Annotated in this window: 23 protein-coding genes; 12 read left to right on the top strand and 11 right to left on the bottom strand. The window is 71.3% G+C overall.

The annotated features are described in order from the left end of the window. Positions 1-416: 416 nt before the first annotated feature. From ACIREO_RS14475 to ACIREO_RS14495, 5 genes are read left to right on the top strand one after another with little or no spacing between them, the layout of a single operon-like run. Positions 417-2171: an ATP-binding protein gene (locus ACIREO_RS14475; RefSeq protein WP_404108970.1), complete on the top strand. Its 1755-nt coding sequence runs from the start codon at positions 417-419 to the stop codon at positions 2169-2171. A 5-nt stretch (positions 2172-2176) separates the two neighbouring features. Continuing rightward, positions 2177-2587: a roadblock/LC7 domain-containing protein gene (locus ACIREO_RS14480; protein ID WP_404108972.1), complete on the top strand. Its 411-nt coding sequence runs from the start codon at positions 2177-2179 to the stop codon at positions 2585-2587. Continuing rightward, positions 2584-2955 (top strand): DUF742 domain-containing protein, encoded by a 372-nt coding sequence (locus ACIREO_RS14485; protein ID WP_031096986.1) that lies wholly within the window; start codon positions 2584-2586, stop codon positions 2953-2955. Before ACIREO_RS14480 ends, ACIREO_RS14485 begins: the two co-directional genes overlap by 4 nt. Beyond that, positions 2936-3544, top strand: a complete 609-nt coding sequence (locus tag ACIREO_RS14490; protein ID WP_404108974.1) for a GTP-binding protein — start codon at positions 2936-2938, stop codon at positions 3542-3544. The genes ACIREO_RS14485 and ACIREO_RS14490 overlap by 20 nt, the downstream gene beginning before the upstream one ends. Then, complete coding sequence (locus tag ACIREO_RS14495; RefSeq protein ID WP_404108976.1) at positions 3541-4797, top strand: cytochrome P450; 1257 nt, start codon at positions 3541-3543, stop codon at positions 4795-4797. Before ACIREO_RS14490 ends, ACIREO_RS14495 begins: the two co-directional genes overlap by 4 nt. 54 nt (positions 4798-4851) lie before the next feature. On the opposite strand, the gene ACIREO_RS14500 is transcribed toward ACIREO_RS14495, so the two are convergent. The 4 genes from ACIREO_RS14500 to ACIREO_RS14515 form a co-directional block, all read right to left on the bottom strand. Next, on the bottom strand, positions 4852-5883 hold the full coding sequence (locus ACIREO_RS14500) for a 7-epi-alpha-eudesmol synthase (RefSeq protein ID WP_404108979.1): 1032 nt from the start codon (positions 5881-5883) through the stop codon (positions 4852-4854). A gap of 197 nt (positions 5884-6080) precedes the next feature. After that, the gene (locus ACIREO_RS14505; protein WP_404108981.1) at positions 6081-6506 is read right to left on the bottom strand and encodes a pyridoxamine 5'-phosphate oxidase family protein; all 426 of its coding nucleotides are present in this window, start codon (positions 6504-6506) and stop codon (positions 6081-6083) included. 136 nt (positions 6507-6642) lie between these two features. Then, positions 6643-7545: a glycosyltransferase family 2 protein gene (locus ACIREO_RS14510; RefSeq protein WP_404108984.1), complete on the bottom strand. Its 903-nt coding sequence runs from the start codon at positions 7543-7545 to the stop codon at positions 6643-6645. Positions 7546-7622: 77 nt separating this feature from the next. Continuing rightward, entirely contained in the window at positions 7623-8219 is a 597-nt protein-coding gene (locus ACIREO_RS14515; protein WP_404108987.1) for a GNAT family N-acetyltransferase, read from the bottom strand. 137 nt (positions 8220-8356) lie between these two features. Here ACIREO_RS14515 and ACIREO_RS14520 point away from each other — a divergent pair, with 137 nt between their 5' ends. Continuing rightward, on the top strand, positions 8357-8968 hold the full coding sequence (locus ACIREO_RS14520) for a TetR/AcrR family transcriptional regulator (protein ID WP_404108989.1): 612 nt from the start codon (positions 8357-8359) through the stop codon (positions 8966-8968). Positions 8969-9021: 53 nt separating this feature from the next. Here the strand turns inward: ACIREO_RS14520 and ACIREO_RS14525 are convergent, their stop codons facing one another. The 3 genes from ACIREO_RS14525 to ACIREO_RS14535 form a co-directional block, all read right to left on the bottom strand. Then, positions 9022-9876 carry a PhzF family phenazine biosynthesis protein gene (locus tag ACIREO_RS14525; RefSeq protein ID WP_404108992.1) on the bottom strand — a complete coding sequence of 285 codons (855 nt, stop codon included), beginning with the start codon at positions 9874-9876 and terminating at the stop codon, positions 9022-9024. A gap of 89 nt (positions 9877-9965) precedes the next feature. Further along, a complete protein-coding gene (locus ACIREO_RS14530) occupies positions 9966-10430 on the bottom strand; it encodes a lamin tail domain-containing protein (RefSeq protein WP_404108995.1) in 465 nt (154 codons plus the stop codon). A gap of 157 nt (positions 10431-10587) precedes the next feature. Next, on the bottom strand, positions 10588-11343 hold the full coding sequence (locus ACIREO_RS14535; RefSeq protein ID WP_404108997.1) for an SDR family oxidoreductase: 756 nt from the start codon (positions 11341-11343) through the stop codon (positions 10588-10590). Positions 11344-11485: 142 nt separating this feature from the next. Here ACIREO_RS14535 and ACIREO_RS14540 point away from each other — a divergent pair, with 142 nt between their 5' ends. Next, on the top strand, positions 11486-13153 hold the full coding sequence (locus ACIREO_RS14540) for an alkaline phosphatase D family protein (protein WP_404108999.1): 1668 nt from the start codon (positions 11486-11488) through the stop codon (positions 13151-13153). Positions 13154-13171: 18 nt separating this feature from the next. On the opposite strand, the gene ACIREO_RS14545 is transcribed toward ACIREO_RS14540, so the two are convergent. Beyond that, positions 13172-14179: a Gfo/Idh/MocA family protein gene (locus ACIREO_RS14545; RefSeq protein WP_404109002.1), complete on the bottom strand. Its 1008-nt coding sequence runs from the start codon at positions 14177-14179 to the stop codon at positions 13172-13174. An 85-nt stretch (positions 14180-14264) separates the two neighbouring features. Between ACIREO_RS14545 and ACIREO_RS14550 the strand changes: the two genes are divergently transcribed. Then, positions 14265-15653, top strand: coding sequence for a Bcr/CflA family multidrug efflux MFS transporter (locus tag ACIREO_RS14550; protein WP_404109004.1), 1389 nt, complete (start codon positions 14265-14267; stop codon positions 15651-15653). 71 nt (positions 15654-15724) lie between these two features. After that, positions 15725-16720: a small ribosomal subunit Rsm22 family protein gene (locus ACIREO_RS14555; protein ID WP_404109007.1), complete on the top strand. Its 996-nt coding sequence runs from the start codon at positions 15725-15727 to the stop codon at positions 16718-16720. On the opposite strand, the gene ddaH is transcribed toward ACIREO_RS14555, so the two are convergent. Continuing rightward, positions 16717-17562 (bottom strand): dimethylargininase, encoded by an 846-nt coding sequence (ddaH, locus tag ACIREO_RS14560; RefSeq protein WP_404109968.1) that lies wholly within the window; start codon positions 17560-17562, stop codon positions 16717-16719. The two genes, ACIREO_RS14555 and ddaH, sit on opposite strands and share 4 nt — an antisense overlap. Before the next feature lie 155 nt (positions 17563-17717). Between ddaH and ACIREO_RS14565 the strand changes: the two genes are divergently transcribed. After that, entirely contained in the window at positions 17718-18347 is a 630-nt protein-coding gene (locus ACIREO_RS14565; RefSeq protein ID WP_404109009.1) for a TetR/AcrR family transcriptional regulator, read from the top strand. A 142-nt stretch (positions 18348-18489) separates the two neighbouring features. Continuing rightward, entirely contained in the window at positions 18490-19233 is a 744-nt protein-coding gene (locus tag ACIREO_RS14570; RefSeq protein WP_404109011.1) for a bifunctional DNA primase/polymerase, read from the top strand. Between the two features lie 15 nt (positions 19234-19248). Here the strand turns inward: ACIREO_RS14570 and ACIREO_RS14575 are convergent, their stop codons facing one another. Then, the gene (locus ACIREO_RS14575; RefSeq protein WP_404109014.1) at positions 19249-19650 is read right to left on the bottom strand and encodes a VOC family protein; all 402 of its coding nucleotides are present in this window, start codon (positions 19648-19650) and stop codon (positions 19249-19251) included. Between the two features lie 91 nt (positions 19651-19741). Between ACIREO_RS14575 and ACIREO_RS14580 the strand changes: the two genes are divergently transcribed. Next, positions 19742-20743, top strand: a complete 1002-nt coding sequence (locus tag ACIREO_RS14580; protein WP_404109017.1) for a helix-turn-helix transcriptional regulator — start codon at positions 19742-19744, stop codon at positions 20741-20743. Between the two features lie 35 nt (positions 20744-20778). On the opposite strand, the gene ACIREO_RS14585 is transcribed toward ACIREO_RS14580, so the two are convergent. Beyond that, positions 20779-21786, bottom strand: coding sequence for a hypothetical protein (locus ACIREO_RS14585; RefSeq protein ID WP_404109020.1), 1008 nt, complete (start codon positions 21784-21786; stop codon positions 20779-20781). Between the last annotated feature and the right edge of the window lie 162 nt (positions 21787-21948).

Below are 21948 nucleotides of genomic sequence, written 5' to 3' on the forward strand. Positions count from 1 at the left end.
GCGGGTGGCCAGCCCTCTACCCGCCACTTCTGATGGGGCACTCCGGCGCACGTCCACAGTCGCAGCGGGTCCCCGTCGGCGTGGCCGCCGTCCTTCGCGTCCGCGCGCACTTGTCCGCCTGCCCTCCCGAACCACCGCCCGCAGGTGTGCTGTTCGCGTGATAGTGACGCCCCGTCAGGACGTCTTCACCGTCGGGTGTCACCGAGTCCGACCGGTTCCGGCCAGACCTGATCACGTACCTTTCGGTATGCGGAGGGGAGTTGATCACTTGTGCCCCTGACCCGATAGGCTCCCCTGCGGCGCGGCGAGTTGACTCGAACTCACTCGGCCGTCGCAGTGCTGCCCGCTCTGCGTGTGGTGTTGCGGCGTGTGCGCGATTCCCCCCTGTTCGATTGTGTTGCTCTCGAAGGATGCAGATGGAACTTGCCACTCCACCCCCGGCGGCACGTGCGCCGGTCTCCTGGTACGGCTGGTGGCTGATGCCGCTGGCCTTAGGAGCCGGAACCGTCGTCACCGCAGTGGCGGGACCCGATGAGGTCCAGATACCCGCGACGTTCGCAGGTGCCGCGGTCACCGTCGCCGGCGCGGTCTGTGTACGGCTCCTCGTACGGACCCGGGCCCGCCTCGACCGCGCGGACGACGACTTCCGCTCGGCTCAGACCGAGCACTCCCAGCAGCGGTACGCGGATGTGCGGGGCCGGGAACAGAGATTCGCGGCCGAGCGCTCCGCCCTGGAGGCGCAGCTGGGCGAGCAGGCGGCCGCCTTCGACGCCCGGCTCGCGGAGCACACCCAGGCCTACGAGGCCGGCATCGCCGAACGGGCCCGCGCGACGGAGGAGCGGCTCGCCCTCCAGCAGGCCGTCGTCGTCAGACTCGGTGACAGCCACCTCCCCGGAGCGGTCGACCGGCTCCGGGACGGCGAGGCGATCGACGACATCCTCGCGGAGGCCGCGCAGGAGACCGACGCGAGTCCGGAGCTGCGTGCCGCACTGCGCAAGGTCCAGCGGACCGCGCTCCTCGCCGTCGAGGAGGAGCTGAACCGCTCCACGTCGGCCGAGCAGGCCGTGGTCGGCATCGGCAGCCGGATCCACGTGCTGACCGGCCGGCTGCGCGGCAGGCTGCACGAGATGCAGGGCGAACACGGGCGGCTGCCCGCCGTGGCCCAGGGCCTCATGGAGCTGGACCAGGAGATCGGCCCCGCCGACTGTCTCGCCGCCAGCATCGGCGTACTCGGTGGTTCGGACCGGCCCGGACGCCAGTGGCAGGAGCCGCAGCGACTGCTCAGCGTGGTCCGCGGCGGCATCGGGCGTATCAAGGACTTCAACCGTATCCAGGTCCGTCACCTGCCCGAACTCGGTGTCGACGGCGGTCTGGTGGACCACCTCACCCTGATCTTCGCCCACCTCCTCGACAACGCGGCGCGCTACTCGCCGCCCACCGAGCCCGTGGTCGTATCCGGCAAGGAGGTGCCCAACGGCGTCGGCATCGAGATCCAGGACGCCGGCAAGGGTCTGAGTGACGAGCGCAAGCGCGAGGCGGAACAGTCCATCGCGGGTACGTCGAAGGGCCCCGGCCTCGGCGGTATCTCCGAGGACGCCAACCTCGGCCTGCGCGTGGTGGGCGCTCTCGCGCGCCGCTACGGCATCCGGGTCACCTTCGCCGACTCGCCGTGGCTCGGCACCTCCGTGGTCGTGGTGGTTCCCCACAAGTACTTCAGCCATCTCACCGCCCCCGTGACCGAGCCGGCCGGGCCCGCCGAGGGAAGGGCCGGGTCGCTCCCCGAGCGGGCCAGGACCGTCGTGCCCTCGGAATACGCCGAGACCGTCGTGCCCTCGGAATACGCCGAGACCGTCGTGCCCTCGGAGAACGCCGAGAGCGTCGTGCCCGTGGAAAGCACCGAAGCCATCGAAGCCATGGACACCACGCCCGGTGGCCTGCCGCGACGCAGGAGCAGGCGGGCCGACACCCCGGCCGCCCGTACGGTCGCCGCCGACCGGCCCACGGAGTCCATGGCCGCCGTGCCGCCGGACGCTTCGTTCGCCGGCCTCGCCGCATTCGCCACGGCCGGGCGCGAGAGCGCCCCACCGGGGGCGACGACCGCGGGCGCCGACCCGGGCGCCCGTGAGACGACTGCCGGCCGCGAGTCCAACCGCACTGAAGAGAGCGACTAGTCCAGATGACGCAACAGGGAAATGACGTGAGCTGGGCGCTCCGCGATCTGACGGAGAGCATCCGGGAGATCCGCTTCGCCCTCGTGGCCTCCAGTGACGGCAAGGCCATCACCTCCTACGGCGCCGACGATCCCGACGACGTGGACCGCTTCGCCGCTGTGGTCGCGGGCCTGCAGGCGCTCGCGCAACCGGTGGCCGAGCAGTTCCCCACGTACGCGGGGCAGCTGCGCCTGGCGATGATCGAGGTCGACGGCGGCCATCTCTTCGTGGTGCGGGCCGGTGTGGAGACGTATCTCGGCGTGCTGGCCAGGGAAGGGCTCGACCAGGGCCTGCTCGGTCACCAGATGAGGGACCTGGCGCGGAGGATGGGTGAGCTCCTCGGCACCAGTCCGCGCCTGGACGAGCAGTCTGGATGAGTGGTCCCCGCCGGCCCACGGACCCGCCCGGTCTCGAGCGCTACTACGTTCTCACCGGAGGGCGCAGCGGACCGGGTGGTTCGGCGTCGACCCTGGACGTGGCGACCCTCATCATCTCCCGTGCCGCAGCCGAGCCCGGCCTGCAGCATGAGCACGAGGAGATACTCCGGCGCTGCCGCGATCCGCTGTCGGTGGCCGAACTCGGTGCCCACCTCGGCTTGCCCTTCAACATTCTCGCGGTGCTCCTGGCCGATCTGCTGGACGCAGGCCGCGTCGAGGCCCGTGATCCCATCCCGGCGTCAGGAGCCGGCCGCGGGCCCGACCTCGCGCTCCTTGAGGAGGTACTCAGTGGACTTCAAAGGCTTTGACCATCCCGACCGGCAGGCGGACGGGGGCGGCACCCGCTCGGTGAAGGTGATGATCGCCGGCGGCTTCGGCACCGGGAAAACCACCCTGGTGCGTTCGGTCAGCGACATCAAGCCGCTCACCACCGAGGAGACACTGACCCAGGCCAGCGTGGACGTCGACGACCTGATCGGGGTGGCGGACAAGCAGCAGACCACCGTCAGCCTCGACTTCGGGAAGATCGGCATCAACGAGGAGCTGGTGCTGTACCTCTTCGGAACACCAGGGCAGGAGCGGTTCTGGTTCCTGTGGAACGGCCTGTTCAAGGGCGCCCTCGGGGCGGTCGTCCTGGTGGACACCCGCCGGCTGGCCTCCAGCTTCCGGGCCATCGAGGAGATGGAGCGGCAGGACGTGCCCTTCGTCATCGCCCTGAACGTGTTCCCGGACTCCAAGGACCATCCGGTCGAGGAGATCCGCGACGCGCTGGACATCCCCGAGCACACCCCGGTCGTGACCTGCGACGCGCGTGACCGGACCTCCAGCCGTGATGTGCTGATCGCGCTGATACGTCACCTCAAGGAACGCTCCGCCGTCGATCTGGAGCCCCGATGACCGACCACCCGGCCGGTGACGCGGACGGCATCAGAGGCTGCCCCGTCATGCACGGCGGCGCGGACGGCCCGACCCGGCTGTACGGGCCGGACGCGGCGATCGATCCGCAGGGCATCTACGAGCGGCTGCGCAAGGAACACGGAGCCGTGGCACCGGTGCTGCTGGAGGGGGACGTCCGTGCCTGGCTGGTCCTCGGCTACCGGGAGAGCCGTCGTGTGCTCGACAACCCCCTCCAGTTCAGCCGGGACTCGCGTATCTGGCGGGACTGGAAGGAAGGGGACGTCGAGGACATCTCGCCCCTGATGCAGATGCTCGGCTGGCGGCCCGACTGCGTGTCCCAGGACGGTGAGCCGCACCGCAGGCTGCGCAGGGCCGTCACCGACAACCTGGACACCCTCGCGGGGCGCGGTATCCGGCGCCATGCCACGCACTTCGCGAACAAGCAGATCGACGCGTTCGCGGGGAAGGGGAGCGCCGATCTGGTGGGCGAGTACGCCGAGTACCTGCCGATGCTCGTGCTGACGCGGCTGTTCGGGCTCCCGGCGGCCGAGGGGCGCAGCCTCGCGGTCTCCTGTGCCCAGGTGATCAAGGGCGGTCAGGACGCACTCGCGCACAACGACCGCATCATGCAGATCCTGGGGGAGCTCGCCGAGCGCAAGCGCCTCGAACCGGGCCCGGACTTCACCACCGGGCTGCTCGGGCACGACGCCGGGCTCGACGAGGGCGAGATCCTCAGCCATCTGCGCCTGGTGCTGATCACCGCGCACACGACGACCAGCAATCTGCTGGCCCGGGTGCTGGAAGCGGTCTTCACCGACTCCGCGCGTCTCTCGGAGCTCGTCAGCGGTCAGCGGGGGGTCTCCGAGGTCGTCAAGGAAGTCATGTGGAGCACCCCGCCGCTCGCGGTGCTCCCGGGGCGCTTCGCCACCGCGGACCTGGAGCTGGGCGGCACGCAGATCAAGGAGGGTGACCTGCTGGTGCTCGGCCTCGCAGCGGGCAATCTCGACCCGGACATCCGTCCGGACTCGGGCGTCTCCGTGCACGGCAACCAGTCGCACCTGGCGTTCAGCGCCGGTCCGCACGAATGCCCCGCCCAGAACATCGGCCAGGCCATCATCGAGACCGCCGTCGACACCCTGCTGCACCGGCTGCCCGGACTGCGTCTGTCCGTACCCGCCCGTGAACTCACCTCGACGGCCTCCACCTGGGAAGCGCGTCTGGACACCCTCCCGGTCGAGTTCACCGCGGTCTGACCGCGCGCCGCCTTCCCGCCCGGCCGGATTCTCCGGCCGTGCGGGAACGGTGTGTCAGACGGCGAGAAGGTCGTCCAGCGAGCCCTTGCCCGCCAGTTCGGCCGTGGCGGCAGGGCCCTCCTTCGCGGCGGCGTAACGGCCCGAGGTCAGTGCCCACTCGTAGTTGCCGCCGATCCAGTGCTGGATGGCTTCCACGCCCATCCGCACCTGGTCCCGCTCCTCGGCGCCGAGGCCGAGCTCCTCGCACATCCCCGGGACACGCGCCTCGAGTTCGAGGTACTCGTCGAGGCACAGTGTCGTCATCCGGTACGCCTCGGCGGCGGCCTCCTCCCACGTGCAGCTCCGCTCCCGGTGCAGGACGGCGATGAGGTTGTGACCGTCGCCCCGGCGCTTCTCGCGCTCGAAGGAGTGGATGTCGTTCATGAAGCCGATCGTGTCCGCCGCCAGGTCGCGCATCCTGACCATCAGCTGGTGGGCCTGCACCTGCGCCGGCACCTCGAAGCCGCGGCTGCGCTCACCCGCGTCGATGCTGTGGTGGATGCCCACGGTGCGGCGGCGGAACTCCGCGTACTCCTCGATGCCGAGTGTTCCGGCCCTGCCCCTGGCCGCCAGGTCGACCTCCTCGGTGTGTGCCACGAGGAAGCGCCCCCAGGAGGCGGCGAACCGTGTCCGCCAGGTCAGGGACATGCCATCCGAGAGATGGGCCCACACCTCGGCCCAGGCCAGGGTGATGGGGCAGGTCACGCGAGGCGGTGTCCCGGCCGGTCGCAGGGGCGTGGCTATCAGCTCCCGCGCGACCTCCGCTATGCGGTCGGCGCGGTCGGGGCTCCCGGAGTCGAACTGGTCGTCGAACAGGAAGGCCAGGGAGAACCAGTTCATCAGGACGACCATGTCGTCGGCCGAGGCGTGAGGGTACGTACGCGCCGCCGCCTGGGGCAGGTCCCAGGACTGGTACTCCTCGAATCCGGCCTGGCTGCGCACCAGGCCCATCTTCCACACCCAGTGCAGGTGGCGCTCCCGTGCGTACGCGAGGTGCTCGCTGACCGGGGCCTCGAAGGGGAGGTCGAATGTGACGTCCTGCGGCATTGGCGTCCTCTCTTGAGACGATTCACAGGCCCCCGCCCCGTGACAGGGCGATCGGGATTGACGCCCCTTGACTCGAAGTGCACGTTTTGAGCCATAAATTGACGGCTCATCATGTGCGCCCTGATGCTGCCCAGACCCTAAACGATCTATGCCGCAAGATCGGACCGAAGAGGATCTTTCCGTGGACGAGCGGGGATTCAGACCTGTCCCAGGTCGGAGCTGAGCCAGCGCTGGGGGCGCATGTGGATCGCCACCTGCTCGCCGTGCTCCTTCCAGGAGAAGTCGACGTAGCCCGCCACCTTGTCGGCGGGAAGGTAGCGCGACGCCATCTCCACCAGCTGTTCCCGGGTGGCGGGCAGCGTGGCGAGGACCGGGCCCTCGACGGAGACGTAGCGGATGGTCGGTGCGAGGCGGTCGGCCATGATGCTGAAGCGGCCCGCCCGGGCGATGGCGGCCCCCTTGCGGGAGTCACGCCCCGTCATGATCCACAGGTCGCCGCCGGGTGCGTACTGGTACCAGATCGGCACGGTGAGCGGCGCCCGCCCCTCCTCCGCGTCCACGGCCAGTGCGGCGATATGCGGTTCGGCCAGAAAGTGCTCACGCTCTGTTCGTGTCAAAGCCATGGCTGGACTCCTCGGGTGGGCGGTCGGCGTTGCGTGGACGCCGCATTATGTACCGCTTGCCCCGGTCCGGTGGGGGAGTCACACGCCGTCCCGGCCCCTGGGTTCGCGGGCCCCCGCCGCGGTCCGTGCCGGGCCGTCAGATGACCGGCGGGCGGCCCAGCAGCGTCATCCGCCAGACCGTGCGCCAGTGCATCGGGTTCCGCTCGCCGCACTCGGTGCGCATCCCCTCGGCGAAGCCTGCCGCCCAGGCGCGCAGGCCCGAGGCGGAGCGGGTACGGACGGCGGTGAGCAGGATCCAGGTGCCGAGGTAGGCGGGGACCAGGAAGAAGGGAAGGTTGCGGCGCGCCAGCCAGACACGGTTGCGGGCCGTCATGCGGTAGTAGACCGCGTGGCGGGCCGGGGACGTCCTGGGGTGCTGGAGCAGCAGAGCGGGCTCGTAGAGGATCTTCCAGCCCGCGTCGAGCGCCCGCCAGGACAGGTCGGTCTCCTCGTGGGTGAAGAAGAACTCGGCGGGCCAGGGGCCGGTCTCGGCGAGCATCTTCATGGAGAGCGCGTGGCCGCCGCCGAGGAACGCGGTGACGGGGCCGGGGCGCATCGGGTCCTTGGCGCGGAGGCGCGGGACGTGCCGGCGCTGGGTCTCGCCGTGCTCGTCGGCGATGCGGAAGCCGACGATGCCGAGGCGCGGGTCGGCGGCGTACAGCTCCTGGACCCTGCGGAACACGTCCTTGTCCACCAGCAGTCCGTCGTCGTCCAGCTCGATCACCACGTCCACGTCGCCGAAGCCGGCGAGTGCGTCCAGAGCCTCGTTGCGGCCGCCGGGGCAGCCGAGGTTCTCGTCGAGTTCGAGGAGGGTCACGCCGCCGGCCAGGTCCTTCAGGCCGGGGAGGGATCCGTAGTCGGGGAGCGGTGAGCCGTTGCCCACGACGACCACGCGGGAGGGCCGCACGTCCTGCATGGCCACCGACGCCAGCAACGCCTCGACCTGCTGGGGGCGGTCTCCCATGGTCACGACGGATACACCGATGCGTGGTTCGGACAAGGCTCGGCTCTCCCGGGGAATCGGTGACTGAGGCACCGCGGCACCACCGCGGTGCCCGCGATCGTAACGCCTTGTGTTCAGCTGCCGGTGGGTGCCCGGACATCGGAAGGCCGGTCGTCGGACGGCCGGTCGTCGTTCAGTCGCGCGTACATCAGCATGTCCCGGCGCCGGCCGCCGATCTCCTGCCAGCCGCGCAGCAGGCCCTCCCGTCGGTAGCCGGCGCTCTCGGCGGTCCCTACCGAGGCCGCGTTCCACGGTTCGATGAGGAGCTGCACACGGGGGATGCCCAGCTCGTGCAGGGCCCAGGTGGTGACCGTGCGCAGCGCCGCTCCCGCGACTCCCTGGCCGCGGCCCGGGGGCGTCATCCAGTAGCCCAGCGTCGCCCGGCCCGCGGCGGCGTCCGCGAGCCAGAGCCCGATGGAGCCGACCGGCCGCCGGTCCCTGGTGCGCGCGATGGTGAACGGATACCCGGCCCCCTGGGCCGCCCGTTCCCACTGACGCCTGACGTAGGCCTTCGCCGCCTCGTCGGAGTACGGAGCGGGGATCGTGGTGACCAGCGGGATGTAGTCGTCCTCCGACGCCTCGCGGACGAGGGGCAGATCGCTCATCTCCCAGGGGCGCAGGACGAAGTCGGCTCCGGCGGTCATGCTGGGGACGGTCAGGGGCTGTGCCATGACCGTCATCCTGCCGCGACCGCGGCCCGCCGCCGTGGCCCGACTCACCCGGCCGGCGTTCGGCAGGGCTAACGGCCTCATGGTTCCGTTAAGGTGGGCTCCATCGTGGTAGACGCCTAGGGGAGTGGAGACCCGTGATGGACGCAGGGGACGGGGAGCCGGGCACGGTCCGGCCGGGCGGGCGTACGGCCCGGGTGCGGGAGTCCGTGCTGCGCGCGGCCGGTGACGCACTGGTCGAGCACGGCTTCGGCGGCCTCGACCTCGCCGATGTCGCCCGCCGCGCCGAGGTCGGCAAGACGACGGTCTACCGGCGCTGGTCCACCACGGCGGGACTGGTCGCCGACCTGCTGACGGACATGGCGGAGCAGTCCGTGCCGCGTACGGACACGGGCTCCCTGGACGAGGACCTCCGGTCCAACGCGCGGCTGGTCGTGCGCACGCTGACCGACCCGCGCCAGGGCCCCCTCTTCGCCGCCGTCGTCGCGGCGGCGACATGCGAAGCCCGGACGGCCGAGGCCCTGCACCACTTCTACGCGGTGCGCATCGACGAGTGGGCCGGCTGTGTCGACGCGGCGGCAGGGCGGGGCGAGGTGCCCCGGGGCACGGATGCCCGCGAGGTGATCCGGGCTGTGTCGGCGCCCCTCTACTACCGGCTGCTGGCCAGCGGCGACCCCCTCGACGAGATGGTCGCCGACCGCGCGGCCGAGGCGGCGGCGGTGGCGGCGCGGGCCGGCGTGTATGTGAGCTGACCACGGTCCGGCGCCCCGGGTGGCCGGGGGATGTCACGGGGCGGCGGGGCCCTTCAGCCGATCCGGGTCCCCGTCCCGCTGACCCTGATCCGTGCGTCGCCCGGCCTCAGCTCCACGGTGAGGGTGCCGGGCCGGCCCATGTCGGCGCCCTGGTGCAGGGTGAGGACCGCGTCCTGCGGGACGAGGCCGAGCTCGCGGGCGTACGCACCGAACGCCGCGGCCGCGGCGCCCGTCGCCGGATCCTCGACGACGCCGCCGACCGGGAACGGGTCGCGGACATGGAAGACGGTGGCGGACTCCCGCCACACCAGCTGGACGGTCGTCAGATCGAGCCGGTGCATGAAGGCTTCCAGTCGGGCGAAGTCGTACGACAGGTCCGCCAGCCGTTCCCTGCTCACCGCGCCCAGCACCAGGTGGCGGGCGCCCGCGTAGGCGATACGGGCCGGCAGTGCGGGGTCCAGGCCGGCGGCCGGCCAGTCCAGCGCGGCCAGCGCCTCGGTCAGGTCGCCGGCGGCGATGTCCTCGCTGTGCGGCTCGACGCTGGTGAGCGTGGCGCGGAGCTCGCCGCCCTCGCGGACGACGGTGACCGGGACCGTGCCGGCGGGGGTGGCGAACACCAGGGCGCCCGGGCCGTCCCGCTCGGCGAGCGCGACGGCCGCGGCCACCGTGGCATGGCCGCAGAAGGGGACTTCGGCCTTCGGGCTGAAGTAGCGGACCGTGTACCCGCCCCGGCCGTCCGGCGCTGTGAGGAACGCCGTCTCGCTGTAGCCCAGATCAGCGGCGACGGCGAGCATGGCCGCGTCGTCCAGCCTTGAGGCGTCCAGGACGACACCCGCGGGATTGCCCCCGGCGGGATCGGCGGAGAACGCGGTGTAGCGGAGGACTTCGGCGGCCGTGTGTGAGCTCATGTCGCAGCTCAACCGGAGGACGGGGCCGCGCATTCCCGGCCGGAAGACGTGGCCGGACATTCCCGTCGGTGGCGACCCCTTCACTGTGGTCAGTGGCAGACCTTCACGCCGGTGCCCTTCCCCCAGGAGCATGAGTCCAGGAGCGCACCGCTCGGCTTGATCAGCCGGGCCTTGTCGCCGGTGTTGTTCCAGACGTACGAGCCACGGTTCCAGTACACGTGGGCCGCGGAGTTCTTGCCCTTGCCGGTGTGGACCCGGACCGTCTTCCCGGCGGCGACGCCGAAGCTCGGGAAGGTGTACGTGTAGCCGGTGTTGTCCTTCAGCTTGTAGCCCTTGAGCTGCAGCTTGGACTTGCCGTTGTTGTGGATGTCCACGTACTCGGCGACCAGGGACGTGTTCGTCCGGGTGTCCTTGCCGGGGCTGTCGTACTGGATCTTGCCGAGGTGCAGACCGCCCTGGTGGGAGGCCGCCGAGGCCGGGGTCGTGGCGAGGAGCGAGCCGGCCAGGGCGGTGGCGGCGGCCAGGGCGAGGGGCGCGGCAGTGCGTATGCGCATGCTTTGTGGTCCTTCTGTGTGCGTCCGGTGAAGGTCAGCAGCATACGGGCAGCACGCGCTTGCCCGGACCTGGCAAGGGAAACTCGCAAACTCTGTCATTCGGGGGCGAGTTCCGGTGTGGTCCGGGCAAGCGTGGATCCAGATGGACCTGGGCGGATCAGCCCCGGCCGACGTACGGCATGGCGGTCGCCAGCACCGTCGCGAACTGCACATTGGCCTCCAGCGGCAGCTCCGCCATGTGCAGGACCGTCCGGGCCACGTCGTCCGCCGCCATGACCGGCTCGACGGCCGTCTCGCCGTTGGCCTGGAGGATTCCCGTGCTCATCCGCTCCGTCATGTCGGTCGCCGCGTTGCCGACGTCGATCTGCCCGCAGGCGATCCGGTAGGGCCGGCCGTCCAGCGACAGCGACTTCGTCAGGCCGGTCACCGCGTGCTTGGTCGCCGTGTAGGCGATGGAGTGCGGACGCGGCGTGTGGGCCGAGATCGATCCGTTGTTGATGATCCGGCCGCCCTGCGGGTCCTGCTCCTTCATCAGACGGTAGGCCGCCTGGGCGCACAGGAACGTCCCCGTCAGATTGACGTCCACCACCGTCCGCCAGTCCTCGTACGCGAGATCCTCGACGGGCGTCGCGCGCGGCCCGAACGTCCCGGCGTTGTTGAAGAGCAGGTCCAGCCTGCCGAAGCGGTCCCGTACGGAGGCGAAGAGCGCGGCCACGGCGTCCGGGTCGCTCACATCGGCGGGCAGGCACACCGTGGCGCCCGGACCGGCCGCGGCGGCCGTCTCCTCCAGGGCCCCGGCCCGCCGCCCCGCCAGGGCCACCGTCCAGCCCGCACCCGCGAGAGTGAGGGCGACGGCCCTGCCGATCCCTGATCCCGCACCCGTGACGACAGCGATTCTCTGCTCAGCGTTCATGGCCCGGCAGCGTACGGGAGGTTTCCCGGCGGCCGGCATCCGGTGCTCATCGCACCGCCATAAGGATGTTGTGTACCCGCCAACGGCCGGTCGTCGCCCCGGACTCCAATGCCTCTGACAACATCCGGCAGGGGAGGGGTATATGACACCCGCACAGATCAGCAGGACGCCCGGTCAGCACGGTCATTCCGCCGAGCTGCGCAGCGCCGCGCGGCGGCTCGGATCCGGAGTCGGCCGCCGCCGGTTCCTCACCGTCACCGGTGCCGCCGCCGCGCTGGCGTTCGCCGTCGACCTGCCCGGCGCCGGCACGGCTGCCGCCGCCGAGCTCGACGCCCGGAAGATCACCGAGGACCCCTTCACCCTCGGGGTGGCGTCCGGCGACCCGCTGCCGGACTCCGTACTCCTGTGGACAAGACTCGCGACCCGCCCGTACGAGGCCGACGGCGGACTGCCCGCCGAGCGCGTCGAGGTCCGCTGGGAGATCGCCCGCGACGAGCGCTTCCGGCGGATCGTCCGGCGCGGATCCGCCACCGCCCACCCGGAATTCGGGCACAGCGTCCATGTGGAGGTGAAGGGCCTCGACTCCGACCGGAACTTCTACTACCGGTTCCGCGCCGGCAGCTGGACCAGCCCCACCGGGCGCACCCGCACCGCACCCGCCCGGGGCGCCCGCAACAGCTCCCTGACCCTGGCCGCCGTCTCCTGCCAGGCCTACCACGACGGCTACTTCACCGCCTACAAGCACCTCGCGGACGAGGACGTCGACGTGGTCTTCCACCTCGGCGACTACCTCTACGAGTACGCGGTCACCGCCGTCGGCGGCGTCCGCAACTACACGGACCTGCTCCTGCCGGACCACTACAACCGGGAGACGCTCACGCTGGAGGACTACCGCATGCGGTACGGCCTCTACAAGTCCGACCCCGACCTGCGGGCCGCCCACGCCGCGCACCCCTTCGTCGTCACCTGGGACGACCACGAGACCGAGAACAACTACGCGGGCGACACCCCGGAGAACAGCGTCCCCCCGGAGGAGTTCCTGCTGCGCAGGGCCGCCGCCTACCGCGCGTACTGGGAGAACCAGCCGCTGCGCACCCCGCAGCGCCCGACCGGCCCCGACATGCGGCTCTACCGGCGGCTGCGCTTCGGCCGGCTCGCCCAGTTCGACATCCTCGACACCCGTCAGTACCGCAGCAACCAGGCCTACGGCGACGGCTGGAAGGTCCCGGGACCGGAGTCCGAGGACCCCTCGCGCACCATGACGGGCGCCGCCCAGGAGCGCTGGCTGATCGACGGCTGGAAGGCCTCGGACGCCCGGTGGAACGTCGTCCCGCAGCAGGTCACCTTCGCCCGGCGGCGAGACGTGCCGGGCGACGCCTACAAGCTGTCCATGGACTCCTGGGACGGCTACCCCGCCTCCCGGCAGCGCGTCATGGACGGCGCCGAGGCCGCCGGGATCGAGAACCTCATGGTCCTCACCGGCGACGTGCACGTCGGTTACGGCTTCGACCTCAAGAAGGACTACGAAGACCCGGCGTCCCGGACCGTCGGCACGGAGGTCGTCGCCACCTCGATCGCCAGCGGCAAGGACGGCTCCGAGAAGCCTGCCAACTGGAACAACCTGACCCAGGCCAACCCCCACATGAAGTTCTACGACGGCCGCCGCGGCTATGCGCTCGTCACCCTCGGCACGGACCAGGCGCGAGCCGACTTCCGTACGGTGTCGGCGGTCACCACGCCCGGCGCGCCGGTCACCACGGCGGCCTCCTTCGTGACCGAGGCCGGGAACCCGGGACTGACCCCCGCGTAACCCGATCCCGGCACGCGGTCAGGCGCGGTCGTCCGCGGGGTAGCGGACGCCGATGCGGTCACGTACCGCGTCGAGCGTCCGCATCACGGCGAGCGAACCCTCCAGCGGAACCAGCGGGGACTCCTTCTCGCCGGCCAGCAGCGCGCGCGTCACCTCCGCCGCCTCGTACTGCATGCCCGAGAGGCCCTGCGGGCCCGGACCCGTGACGATCTTCTCGGGCTCCCGGCCCGGCCGGTGCAGGAGGAAGTGCTCCGGGTGGAAGAAGCCCTGCGGGAAGTCGATCCGCCCGGCCGTGCCGGTGACCGACGCGACGGTCGGCAGGCTCCCGACGATCGAGCAGGTCAGCAGGGCCGTGGCACCCGAGTCCCAGCCCAGCAGCATCCCCGTGTTCAGGTCCACACCCTCCGGGGACAGCAGCGCCTCCGCCTGCACCCGGTCCGGTTCGCCCAGCAGCAGCTGCGCGAACGACACCGGATAGACCCCCAGGTCCAGCAGCGCGCCGCCGCCGAGCGCGGGGTCGCGCAGCCGGTGCTCGGCCCCGAAGTCGCCCGCGAAGCCGAAGTCGGCCTGCACCGTGCGGATCTCGCCGATCGCGCCGTCCGCCACCAGCTCGGTCATCCGGCGGATGAGCGGATTGCAGTACGTCCACATGGCTTCCATCAGGAACAGCCCGCGCTCCCGGGCCAGATCCACCAGCTCCCGCGCCTCACGCTCGTTGAGGGTGAACGCCTTCTCGCACAACACGTGCTTCCCGGCCTCCAGGGCGAGCCCGGCCGCCTCGCGGTGCGCGGAGTGCGGGGTGGCGACGTAGACGACGTCGACGGAGTCGTCGGCGACGAGCTCCGCCCAGCTGCCGTACGCCCGCTCGATCCCGAACCGCTCGGCGAACGCCTTGGCGGAGGCCTCGGACCGGGACGCCACCGCCACGACCTCGGCCCCGGAGTCCTTCATCGCCTGCAGATCCCCGGTGAACGTCGCGGCTATGCCGCCCGTCGCCAGTACACCCCAACGCACAGTCCCGCTCATGCCCGCCCGCTCCCACGCAAAAAGGTATCGACCACTACGACTGACCTGAGAGCATAGATGTGGATTCAACGAAGCGGAGACGAGGATGCCGGACAGCGGCGTGAGCCGGGCCCAGCAAGAACACGAGCACATACCGACGAGCAGCAGGGGCGCCGTACATGACGCCCCGGCCACCACCCCCGCCGCAGTGGGTGCCCAGGCCCTTTCCACGACCACGGCGCCGGGTGTCCCGGCCGCCTCGACGAACACCGCACGGCGGGCCGGAATTCTGGTCACCCTCGTGCTGGGCGGGCTCACGGCAGTGCCGCCCCTCTCGATGGACATGTACCTCCCGGCACTCCCGGAGGTCACCGACGCGCTGCACTCCCCGGCCGCGACGGTCCAGTTGACCCTGACGGCCTGCCTCACCGGCATGGCGCTCGGCCAGCTCGTCGTGGGACCCATGAGCGACCGCTGGGGCCGGCGCACGCCGTTGCTCCTCGGCATGGTCGTCTACGTGATCGCGACCGCGATCTGCGCCGTCGCCCCCACCGTGGAACTCCTCATCGGGTTCCGCCTCCTCCAGGGCCTGGCCGGCGCCGCCGGCATCGTGATCTCCCGGGCAGTCGTACGTGACCTCTACGACGGCGACGAGATGGCCCGGTTCTTCTCCACCCTGATGCTGATCTCGGGGGTCGCGCCCGTCATCGCGCCCGTGATCGGCGGCCAGGTACTGCAGTTCACCGACTGGCGCGGCATCTTCGTCGTCCTCACCGTCGTCGGCGTGCTGCTCACCCTGGTCGTCTGGAAGTGGCTCCACGAGACACTCCCGGCGGCACAGAGGCACACCGGCGGTGTCGGCGACGCGCTGCGCACCATGCGCGGGCTGCTGGCCGACCGGGTGTTCACCGGCTACATGGTCGCGGGCAGCCTCGCCTTCGCCGCGCTCTTCGCCTATGTGAGCGCGTCCCCGTTCGTCGTGCAGGAGATCTACGGGGCGTCGCCGCAGACCTTCAGCCTGCTCTTCGGGATCAACTCGGTCGGGCTGATCGCCGTCGGCCAGATCAACGGCAAGCTGCTCGTCGGACGGGTCAGCCTGGACAAGGCGCTCGGCTTCGGCCTCGCCGTCATCTCCCTCGCGGCGGTCGCGCTGCTGCTGATGACCTCCGGGGTCTTCGGCGAGGTCGGCCTGGTGCCGGTGGCCGTCGGGCTGTTCGTGCTCATGTCGGCGATGGGCCTCGCGATGCCCAACACCAACACCCAGGCACTGATGCGCACCAGGCACGCGGCGGGCTCCGCCTCCGCGCTGCTGGGGACGTCCCAGTTCCTGATCGGCGCCATCGCCTCACCGCTGGTCGGGATCGCCGGTGAACAGACCGCCGTGCCGATGGCCGTGGTGCAGGTGGTCTGCGCGCTGTCCGCGGCGGCGTGCTTCCTGCTGCTGTGCCGGCCGTGGCAGAACACCGGCGGGACACGGGTGCCGGCCAAGAGCTGAGCCCGATCCCCGAGGAGGACGGGCCCCGGCCGTACGACCACGGCCGGGGCCGCTGCGCCTACAATTCGGCGGTGAACGCCACCCTCCCCACTGCGGAAACCCTGCGCGCGGCGCTGGCCGCCCTGCTCGACGGGCTGCCCCCGAAGCAGGCCGCGCAGGCCGTCGACCGGCTGATCGCCACCTACCGCGGGGCCACCCCCACCGACGCCCCGATCCTGCGGGACCGCTCGGACGTCGCCGCGTACGCCGCGTACCGGATGCCCGCGACGTTCGAGGCCGTACGGTCCTGCCTCGCCGCACTCCGCGAGGCCGCGCCGGACTGGGTGCCCGCCACCCACACCGACATCGGAGGCGGCACCGGCGCGGCGAGCTGGGCGGTCGCCGGGGCCTGGGACGGGCCGCGGACGACGGTCCTGGACTGGGCGGAGCCCGCCCTGGCGCTCGGCCGGGAACTGGCAGGGGCCTCCGGCATCCCCGCCCTGGGGGACGCGGCCTGGGAGCGGGCGAGGATCGGAACGGCGCTTGAGCTGGCCCCGACGGACCTGGCGACCGTCAGCTACGTACTCAAGGAGCTCACCCCCGCGGACCGGGCGGCGCTGGTCGACGCCGTCGCCGGTGCCGCACAGGCCGTGGTGATCGTGGAACCCGGCACCCCAGACGGCTACGACCGGATCATCGAGGCCCGCGACCGGCTGATCGCCGGGGGCCTGAGCGTCGCCGCCCCCTGCCCGCACGACGACGCCTGCCCCATCGAGCGCGGCACGGACTGGTGCCACTTCTCGGCGAGGGTCAGCCGCTCGTCCCTGCACCGGCAGGTCAAGGGCGGCTCGCTCAGCCACGAGGACGAGAAGTTCAGCTACGTCGTGGCGACCAGGTTCGCCACCGACCCGGCCGCCGCACGGGTCACCCGCAGGCCGCAGATCCGCAAGGGGCAGGTGCTGCTGGAGCTCTGCACCCGGGACGACGGCCTGCGCCGCGCCACGGTCACCAAGCGGCACGGCTCGCTCTACCGTGCCGCCCGGGACACCGACTGGGGCGACCCCTGGCCGCCCCCGGAAGGTGACTAGGCCCGCAGCTCCTGGGTGCAGCACTTCACGCTGCCGCCGCCCTTGAGCAGCTCGCCCAGGTCCATCGGGACCGGGTCGAAACCCCGGGCCCGCAGCGGGTCGAAGAGCCCCACGGCGGCCTGCGGGAGCAGCACATGGCGGCCGTCGCTGACCGCGTTGAGACCCAGCGAGGCGGCGTCCGCCTCCTCGGCCAGCAGCGCGTCGGGGAAGAGCCGGGCCAGCACGGACCGGCTGCCGGGCGAGAAGGCCCCGGGGTAGTACATGATCTCGTCGGCCGCGTCGTCGAGCACGCACAGCGCCGTGTCCAGGTGGTAGTAGCGCGGGTCCACCAGATCGAGGCCGATCACCGGGCGCCCGAAGAACTCCTGGGCCTCGTCGTGTGAGAGCGGGCTGGACCGGAAGCCCCGCCCCGCCAGCAGATACGAGGCGGTCACGGCGAAGTCGCCCTCACCCTCGTTGACGTGGGCCGGCTCATGGATCTCGGTGAAACCGCCGGCCCGGAACCAGTCCCGGTGCGCCTCGGCCTCCGCGTACCGCTCCCGGTAGGCGAACAGGGCGCCGAGCACCCTGCCGTCGATCACGGTGGCCCCGTTGGCGGCGAACACCATGTCGGGCAGGTCGGGGCGGGGAGTGAGGAGCTCCACGGTGTGGCCGAGGGTCCGGTAGCGGTCGCGCAGGTCCTCCCACTGGGTGATGGCCAGGGGCAGATCCACGGGTTTCGACGGATCCATCCACGGGTTGATGGAGTACGTGACCTCGAAGTGGGACGGGGCGCACATCAGATAGCGACGAGGGGTGGCGTCACGGGTCAATGCAGGCTCCTCGCGAACGGCGGCGTTCAGCCGCGGAACGGTGGGATGCGCACGGGTGTGTGCGTGAGTTCATGGTGCGCCGTGCCGGGCCGTTGCGCTGTGATCCGTTCGGGTGGTTCGCTCCGGCCGGCAGAGGGCCCGACAAGACGATACGTATCGGACCGTCAGCCCTCTAGGATGGCGGGATGCCAGCTCACAGGACACCCGACTCCAGCCGCCGCAGCGACCGTTCCCGCCGCGCCATCTGCGACGCCGCGCTCGCACTCGTCGGCGAGGTGGGTTACGCGAAGACGACGATCGAGGGGATCGCCGCCCGGGCCGGGGTCGGCAAGCAGACGATCTACCGCTGGTGGCCGTCGAAGGCGGCCGTGCTCCTGGAGGCGTTCCTCGAGGAGAGCGCCCGCCACTCGGAGGAGCTCGGCGAGGTCGGCGAGGACGGTGCGTACGGGATCCCCGACACCGGCGATCTGGCGGCCGACCTCAAACTGGTCCTGCGGGCCACGGTCGACGGGCTGAACGACCCGGTGAGCGCGGCACCCACCCGGGCTCTGGCCGCCGAGGGGATCATCGATCCCGCGCTCGGGGCCCAGTTCGTCGGCAATCTGCTCGAACCGCAGCTCCAGTTGTATGTCACACGCCTGCGGGCCGCCCAGGAGGCCGGCGAGGTGCGCGCGGACATCGATCCGCGGATCGCGCTGGAGCTCCTGATCGCCCCGCTGACCCACCGCTGGCTGCTGAGGACGCTTCCGCTCACCCACGCGTACGCGGACGCCGTCGTCGACCTCGCCCTGCGGGGTCTCTTGCCCCGGCCGTGAATCCGGAGGCCCATTCCATGACATTCCGTACGAGTGTTCCAGCCTCTCCGCGATCGCCCGGGCACCCCGCTTGGAAACTCTGGCCACCCGAGGAGCAGGATGGTGCGACCATGGAGAGGTAACCACTGAGGTGAGGGGATAGATGGGCGCCGATGCCGGCCGCTATCGCGGCACAGAGGGCAGGATTTCCCAGTGGCTGCGCAGGCGGCCGAAACCACAGCCGGAAGCCGACAGCGCGGCGCGGCTGGCACTGCTCCTGGCCGTCGCCGAGGCAGGAATGCCCATCTCGCCCGCGGCGCACCCGTCGGGATACCGATGTTCGTGCGAGCGCGTCGGCTGTCCGACCCCCGCCCGGCACCCCGTCTCGTTCGCCTGGCAGACGCAGTCCACGACGGACCGCGCGCAGATCGAGCGCTGGGCCGCCAACCAGCCGCTGGCCAACTTCATCACCGCGACGGGCCTGATCCACGACGTCCTCGACGTCCCCTTCACCGCGGGCAGCGCCGCCCTGGAGCGGCTCACCGCGGCGGGCATCGACGTCGGGCCGGTGGCCCGGTCCGGCACCGACCGGATGCTGTTCTTCACCGCCACCCGTGGCACCCCGGACGACGAGGACGAGTGGTGGCCCTGCGAGCTGGACTGCCACCCCGAGACCATGGACGAGCATCCCGGGCTCCGCTGGCACTGCCGCGGCAGCTATGTCCTCCTGCCGCCCGCACGCCTTCCCGGCGAGGCGGACGTGCGCTGGATCCGGGGCCCGGAGAACCCGCTGCCCGATCCGCTGACCCTGCTGGAGACGCTCACCGAAGCCTGCGCGCGGTACGCGGACACGGCCGACGCCGGCGACCTCGACCATGACGCGGTGGCCTGGCCGCTCAGCCGCTGAGCCCGTTCCTCACCGTCATCGGCGGGCGAACTTCTCGACGGCGGCCGGCGTGACGGGCGTGAAGAAGTTGACGAGGTTGCCGTCGGGGTCGCGGAACAGCAGCGCGCGGTTGCCCCAGGGCATCGTGGTGGGCTCGTTGACGAAGTCCTCGACGAAGCCGGTCAGGTTCTCGTACACGCCGTCCACGTCGTCGACGAGGAATTCGAGGATGACGCTGTGGTTGTCGCCCGGGCGGGCGGAACCCGGCGCGAACAGGGGGACCGTGCGCGTGCTGCCGATCGCGAGGGTCGCCGAGCCGGTCCCGATCTCGGCGAAGTCCTCGTTGGACCAGTCGGCGGACACGCCGGTGGCACGCTCGTAGAAGTCGACAAGACGGGCGACGTCGGCAGTGATGATGCGTACAGAGGTGAAGTCCATGGGTTCTCTCCTGGTCGTTCGGTGCTTCTGACCGCACGTTACGACGTATACCGGGCGGAACCCGCCCGGTATGTGCGGGAGACTTCTGGACATGTCCCGTCCTGTGGCCCGCGTGCTCACCCTCCTGGAACTCCTGCAGTCGGGAGGGCTGCGGACCGCGGCCGAACTCGCCGGCCGGCTCGGTGTCGACGAACGCACGGTGCGGCACTACGTCGGTCATCTCATCGACCTCGACGTGCCCGTCGAGTCGGTGCGCGGACGCCACGGCGGCTACCGGCTCATGCCCGGCCACCGCATGCCCCCGCTCATGCTGAACGACGACGAGGCACTCGCCGTACTGCTCGGACTCGTCGCGGGCCGGCGCGCCGGCCTGACCACCGCCACGGGCACCGCGAGCGAAACGGCGACCGCCAAGATCCGTCGCGTACTGCCCGAGCGGCTGCGCATCGGGCTCGATGCCGTGCTCGGTGCCCTCGCCTTCACGGCTCCGGCGGGCGAGGCGGCAGCCCCCGAATCCGGGGTCCTGCTGCCGCTCGCCGACGCGGTGAACCACCACCGGCCGGTCTCGATCCGCTACACCGCCGCGGACGGCCGCCGCAGCGAACGCACCCTGCACCCGCACGGGCTCGTCGCCCACTCCGGCAAGTGGTACGTCACGGCCGCGGATCTCATGACCGGCGAGGACCGGACGTTCCGGCTGGACCGCATCACCGATGTGAGGGCCCTGCCGGGCTCCTTCGAGCCGCCCGCCGGGCCCGACCCGGCGCAGCGCGTCCTGACCGGGCTCGCCACAGCTCCGTACCGGCATGAGGTGACCCTGCGCGTCCAGGGCACGGCCGAGCACATCCGCACCCGGCTGCCCGCCGGCATCGCGATCGTGGCGGAACCGTCGTCCCCGGATGCCGCGGATCCGGATGCCGAGCGCTGGTGCCGTGTCGAACTGCGCGTGGAACAGCTCGACTGGCTGCCCGCCGTACTCGCCTCGCTGGACCGGCCCTTCGTCATCGAACGCCCGGATGAGCTCCGCGGTCTCGTCGAGGCCTTCGCCGAACGGCTCACGCACTCCGCCCGACGGGGCCCGCCCCACGCGTGACGGATCCGCGGGCCACCGCCCACGCCTGAGGGTGGTCAGGACCCCTGCGCCGCGACCAGGCCGGGCAGCCGGTTCAGCACCCGCACCTTCCCGTCCGTACCCTCCGCGTTCCCCGCGTCCCTCTTGGGCACGTAGACCAGCTGGCTGGAGACCCGCTCCTTGGTGAGGGAGCTCTTCACCTCACCGGTCAGCAGCGCCTCCACGTCCTCGGTGACCGTCGGCCGCAGTCCCTCGGCCGCCGTCTGCCGCTCGAAGTGCTTGCTGCTGAAGAAGACGAGCGCCCCGCCGTCCTCCGTCGTGAGACCCAGCGGCGCGAACGTCCCGGAATCCAGTGCCTGGTCGATGTACTGGTAGGAGAAGCCCGCCCTGCGGGTGTTCTTCCGCGCGTCCCGCCAGCCCGAGGTCATCGACCCCGGAGCGAACACGTCGGGCGCGCCCTCCTTGAGGTAGTCCGTGTACGTGGTGCTCAGCTCCGCCGGCGGAGTCGCCAGCGCTCCATCCGTGTCCGTGGAGGGCACGGGCTGCGCCCAGCCGTCGGCATCCTTGCGGAACTTCGGGATCTCGGACGGGGAGGCGACCGCCAGATACGAGACCTTCCACGGCGCGTCCGGCCCGGTGCGGACGAACGTCAGCAGCCAGCGGGTGTCCTGCTTCCCGCCGTCCTTGTCGCGGTTGGAGTCCGTGTCCGCGACGAACCAGCGCGGCCAGCCCGCCTTCTTCGGAATGGCGTACGAGGCGTCGGTCAGCTCCAGCGGCTTGTGATCCGCGTTGCCCTCCGGGCTGTTCTTCTGCCGCGCCGCCAGACCGGCCTGGTTGATCGCGCCGAGCGAACCGGTCACCCGGTCCTCGTCGAGCGCCGGATCGTACGCCTTGTCCGCCTCGTTGTAGGCGACGAGGAAGTCCTCCAGGGCCTTCGCGGCCTCGGACTTCGTCGCCCCCGGCACGACTTCCAGCTCACCGTGCACCGTCACGCAGCCGCTCGCCGTGACGGCCAGTACCGTCGTCGTCGCGAACCCCGCCGCCAGTCGACCCAGCCTTCTCATCCGTTGCTTCTGCGCCTTCTGATCCGTCGTCCGCACTGACCGCTTGCACCCTACCGGGGCGGCGAACAGCGCGAGCGCGGGGATGAGATCCAGCGCCCAACCGTGACATGGGAAGGGGCCGGGATCCGGATCAGGAAGCCCGGTGCGGCCCTGTGGCGTCAG

Origin of the sequence: Streptomyces sp. NPDC102441 (assembly GCF_044765585.1) — a bacterium.
Taxonomy (GTDB): domain Bacteria; phylum Actinomycetota; class Actinomycetes; order Streptomycetales; family Streptomycetaceae; genus Streptomyces.

Excerpts from the sequence above, each read along its gene's own strand:
- ACIREO_RS14475 (WP_404108970.1), top strand. The coding sequence starts at position 417 with ATGGAACTTGCCACTCCACCCCCGGCGGCACGTGCGCCGGTCTCCTGG.
- ACIREO_RS14480 (WP_404108972.1), top strand. The coding sequence starts at position 2,177 with ATGACGCAACAGGGAAATGACGTGAGCTGGGCGCTCCGCGATCTGACG.
- ACIREO_RS14485 (WP_031096986.1), top strand. The coding sequence starts at position 2,584 with ATGAGTGGTCCCCGCCGGCCCACGGACCCGCCCGGTCTCGAGCGCTAC.
- ACIREO_RS14495 (WP_404108976.1), top strand. The coding sequence starts at position 3,541 with ATGACCGACCACCCGGCCGGTGACGCGGACGGCATCAGAGGCTGCCCC.
- ACIREO_RS14500 (WP_404108979.1), bottom strand. The coding sequence starts at position 5,883 with ATGCCGCAGGACGTCACATTCGACCTCCCCTTCGAGGCCCCGGTCAGC.
- ACIREO_RS14505 (WP_404108981.1), bottom strand. The coding sequence starts at position 6,506 with ATGGCTTTGACACGAACAGAGCGTGAGCACTTTCTGGCCGAACCGCAT.
- ACIREO_RS14515 (WP_404108987.1), bottom strand. The coding sequence starts at position 8,219 with ATGGCACAGCCCCTGACCGTCCCCAGCATGACCGCCGGAGCCGACTTC.
- ACIREO_RS14520 (WP_404108989.1), top strand. The coding sequence starts at position 8,357 with ATGGACGCAGGGGACGGGGAGCCGGGCACGGTCCGGCCGGGCGGGCGT.
- ACIREO_RS14525 (WP_404108992.1), bottom strand. The coding sequence starts at position 9,876 with ATGAGCTCACACACGGCCGCCGAAGTCCTCCGCTACACCGCGTTCTCC.
- ACIREO_RS14530 (WP_404108995.1), bottom strand. The coding sequence starts at position 10,430 with ATGCGCATACGCACTGCCGCGCCCCTCGCCCTGGCCGCCGCCACCGCC.
- ACIREO_RS14535 (WP_404108997.1), bottom strand. The coding sequence starts at position 11,343 with ATGAACGCTGAGCAGAGAATCGCTGTCGTCACGGGTGCGGGATCAGGG.
- ACIREO_RS14540 (WP_404108999.1), top strand. The coding sequence starts at position 11,486 with ATGACACCCGCACAGATCAGCAGGACGCCCGGTCAGCACGGTCATTCC.
- ACIREO_RS14545 (WP_404109002.1), bottom strand. The coding sequence starts at position 14,179 with ATGAGCGGGACTGTGCGTTGGGGTGTACTGGCGACGGGCGGCATAGCC.
- ACIREO_RS14550 (WP_404109004.1), top strand. The coding sequence starts at position 14,265 with ATGCCGGACAGCGGCGTGAGCCGGGCCCAGCAAGAACACGAGCACATA.
- ACIREO_RS14565 (WP_404109009.1), top strand. The coding sequence starts at position 17,718 with ATGCCAGCTCACAGGACACCCGACTCCAGCCGCCGCAGCGACCGTTCC.
- ACIREO_RS14570 (WP_404109011.1), top strand. The coding sequence starts at position 18,490 with ATGGGCGCCGATGCCGGCCGCTATCGCGGCACAGAGGGCAGGATTTCC.
- ACIREO_RS14575 (WP_404109014.1), bottom strand. The coding sequence starts at position 19,650 with ATGGACTTCACCTCTGTACGCATCATCACTGCCGACGTCGCCCGTCTT.
- ACIREO_RS14580 (WP_404109017.1), top strand. The coding sequence starts at position 19,742 with ATGTCCCGTCCTGTGGCCCGCGTGCTCACCCTCCTGGAACTCCTGCAG.
- ACIREO_RS14585 (WP_404109020.1), bottom strand. The coding sequence starts at position 21,786 with ATGAGAAGGCTGGGTCGACTGGCGGCGGGGTTCGCGACGACGACGGTA.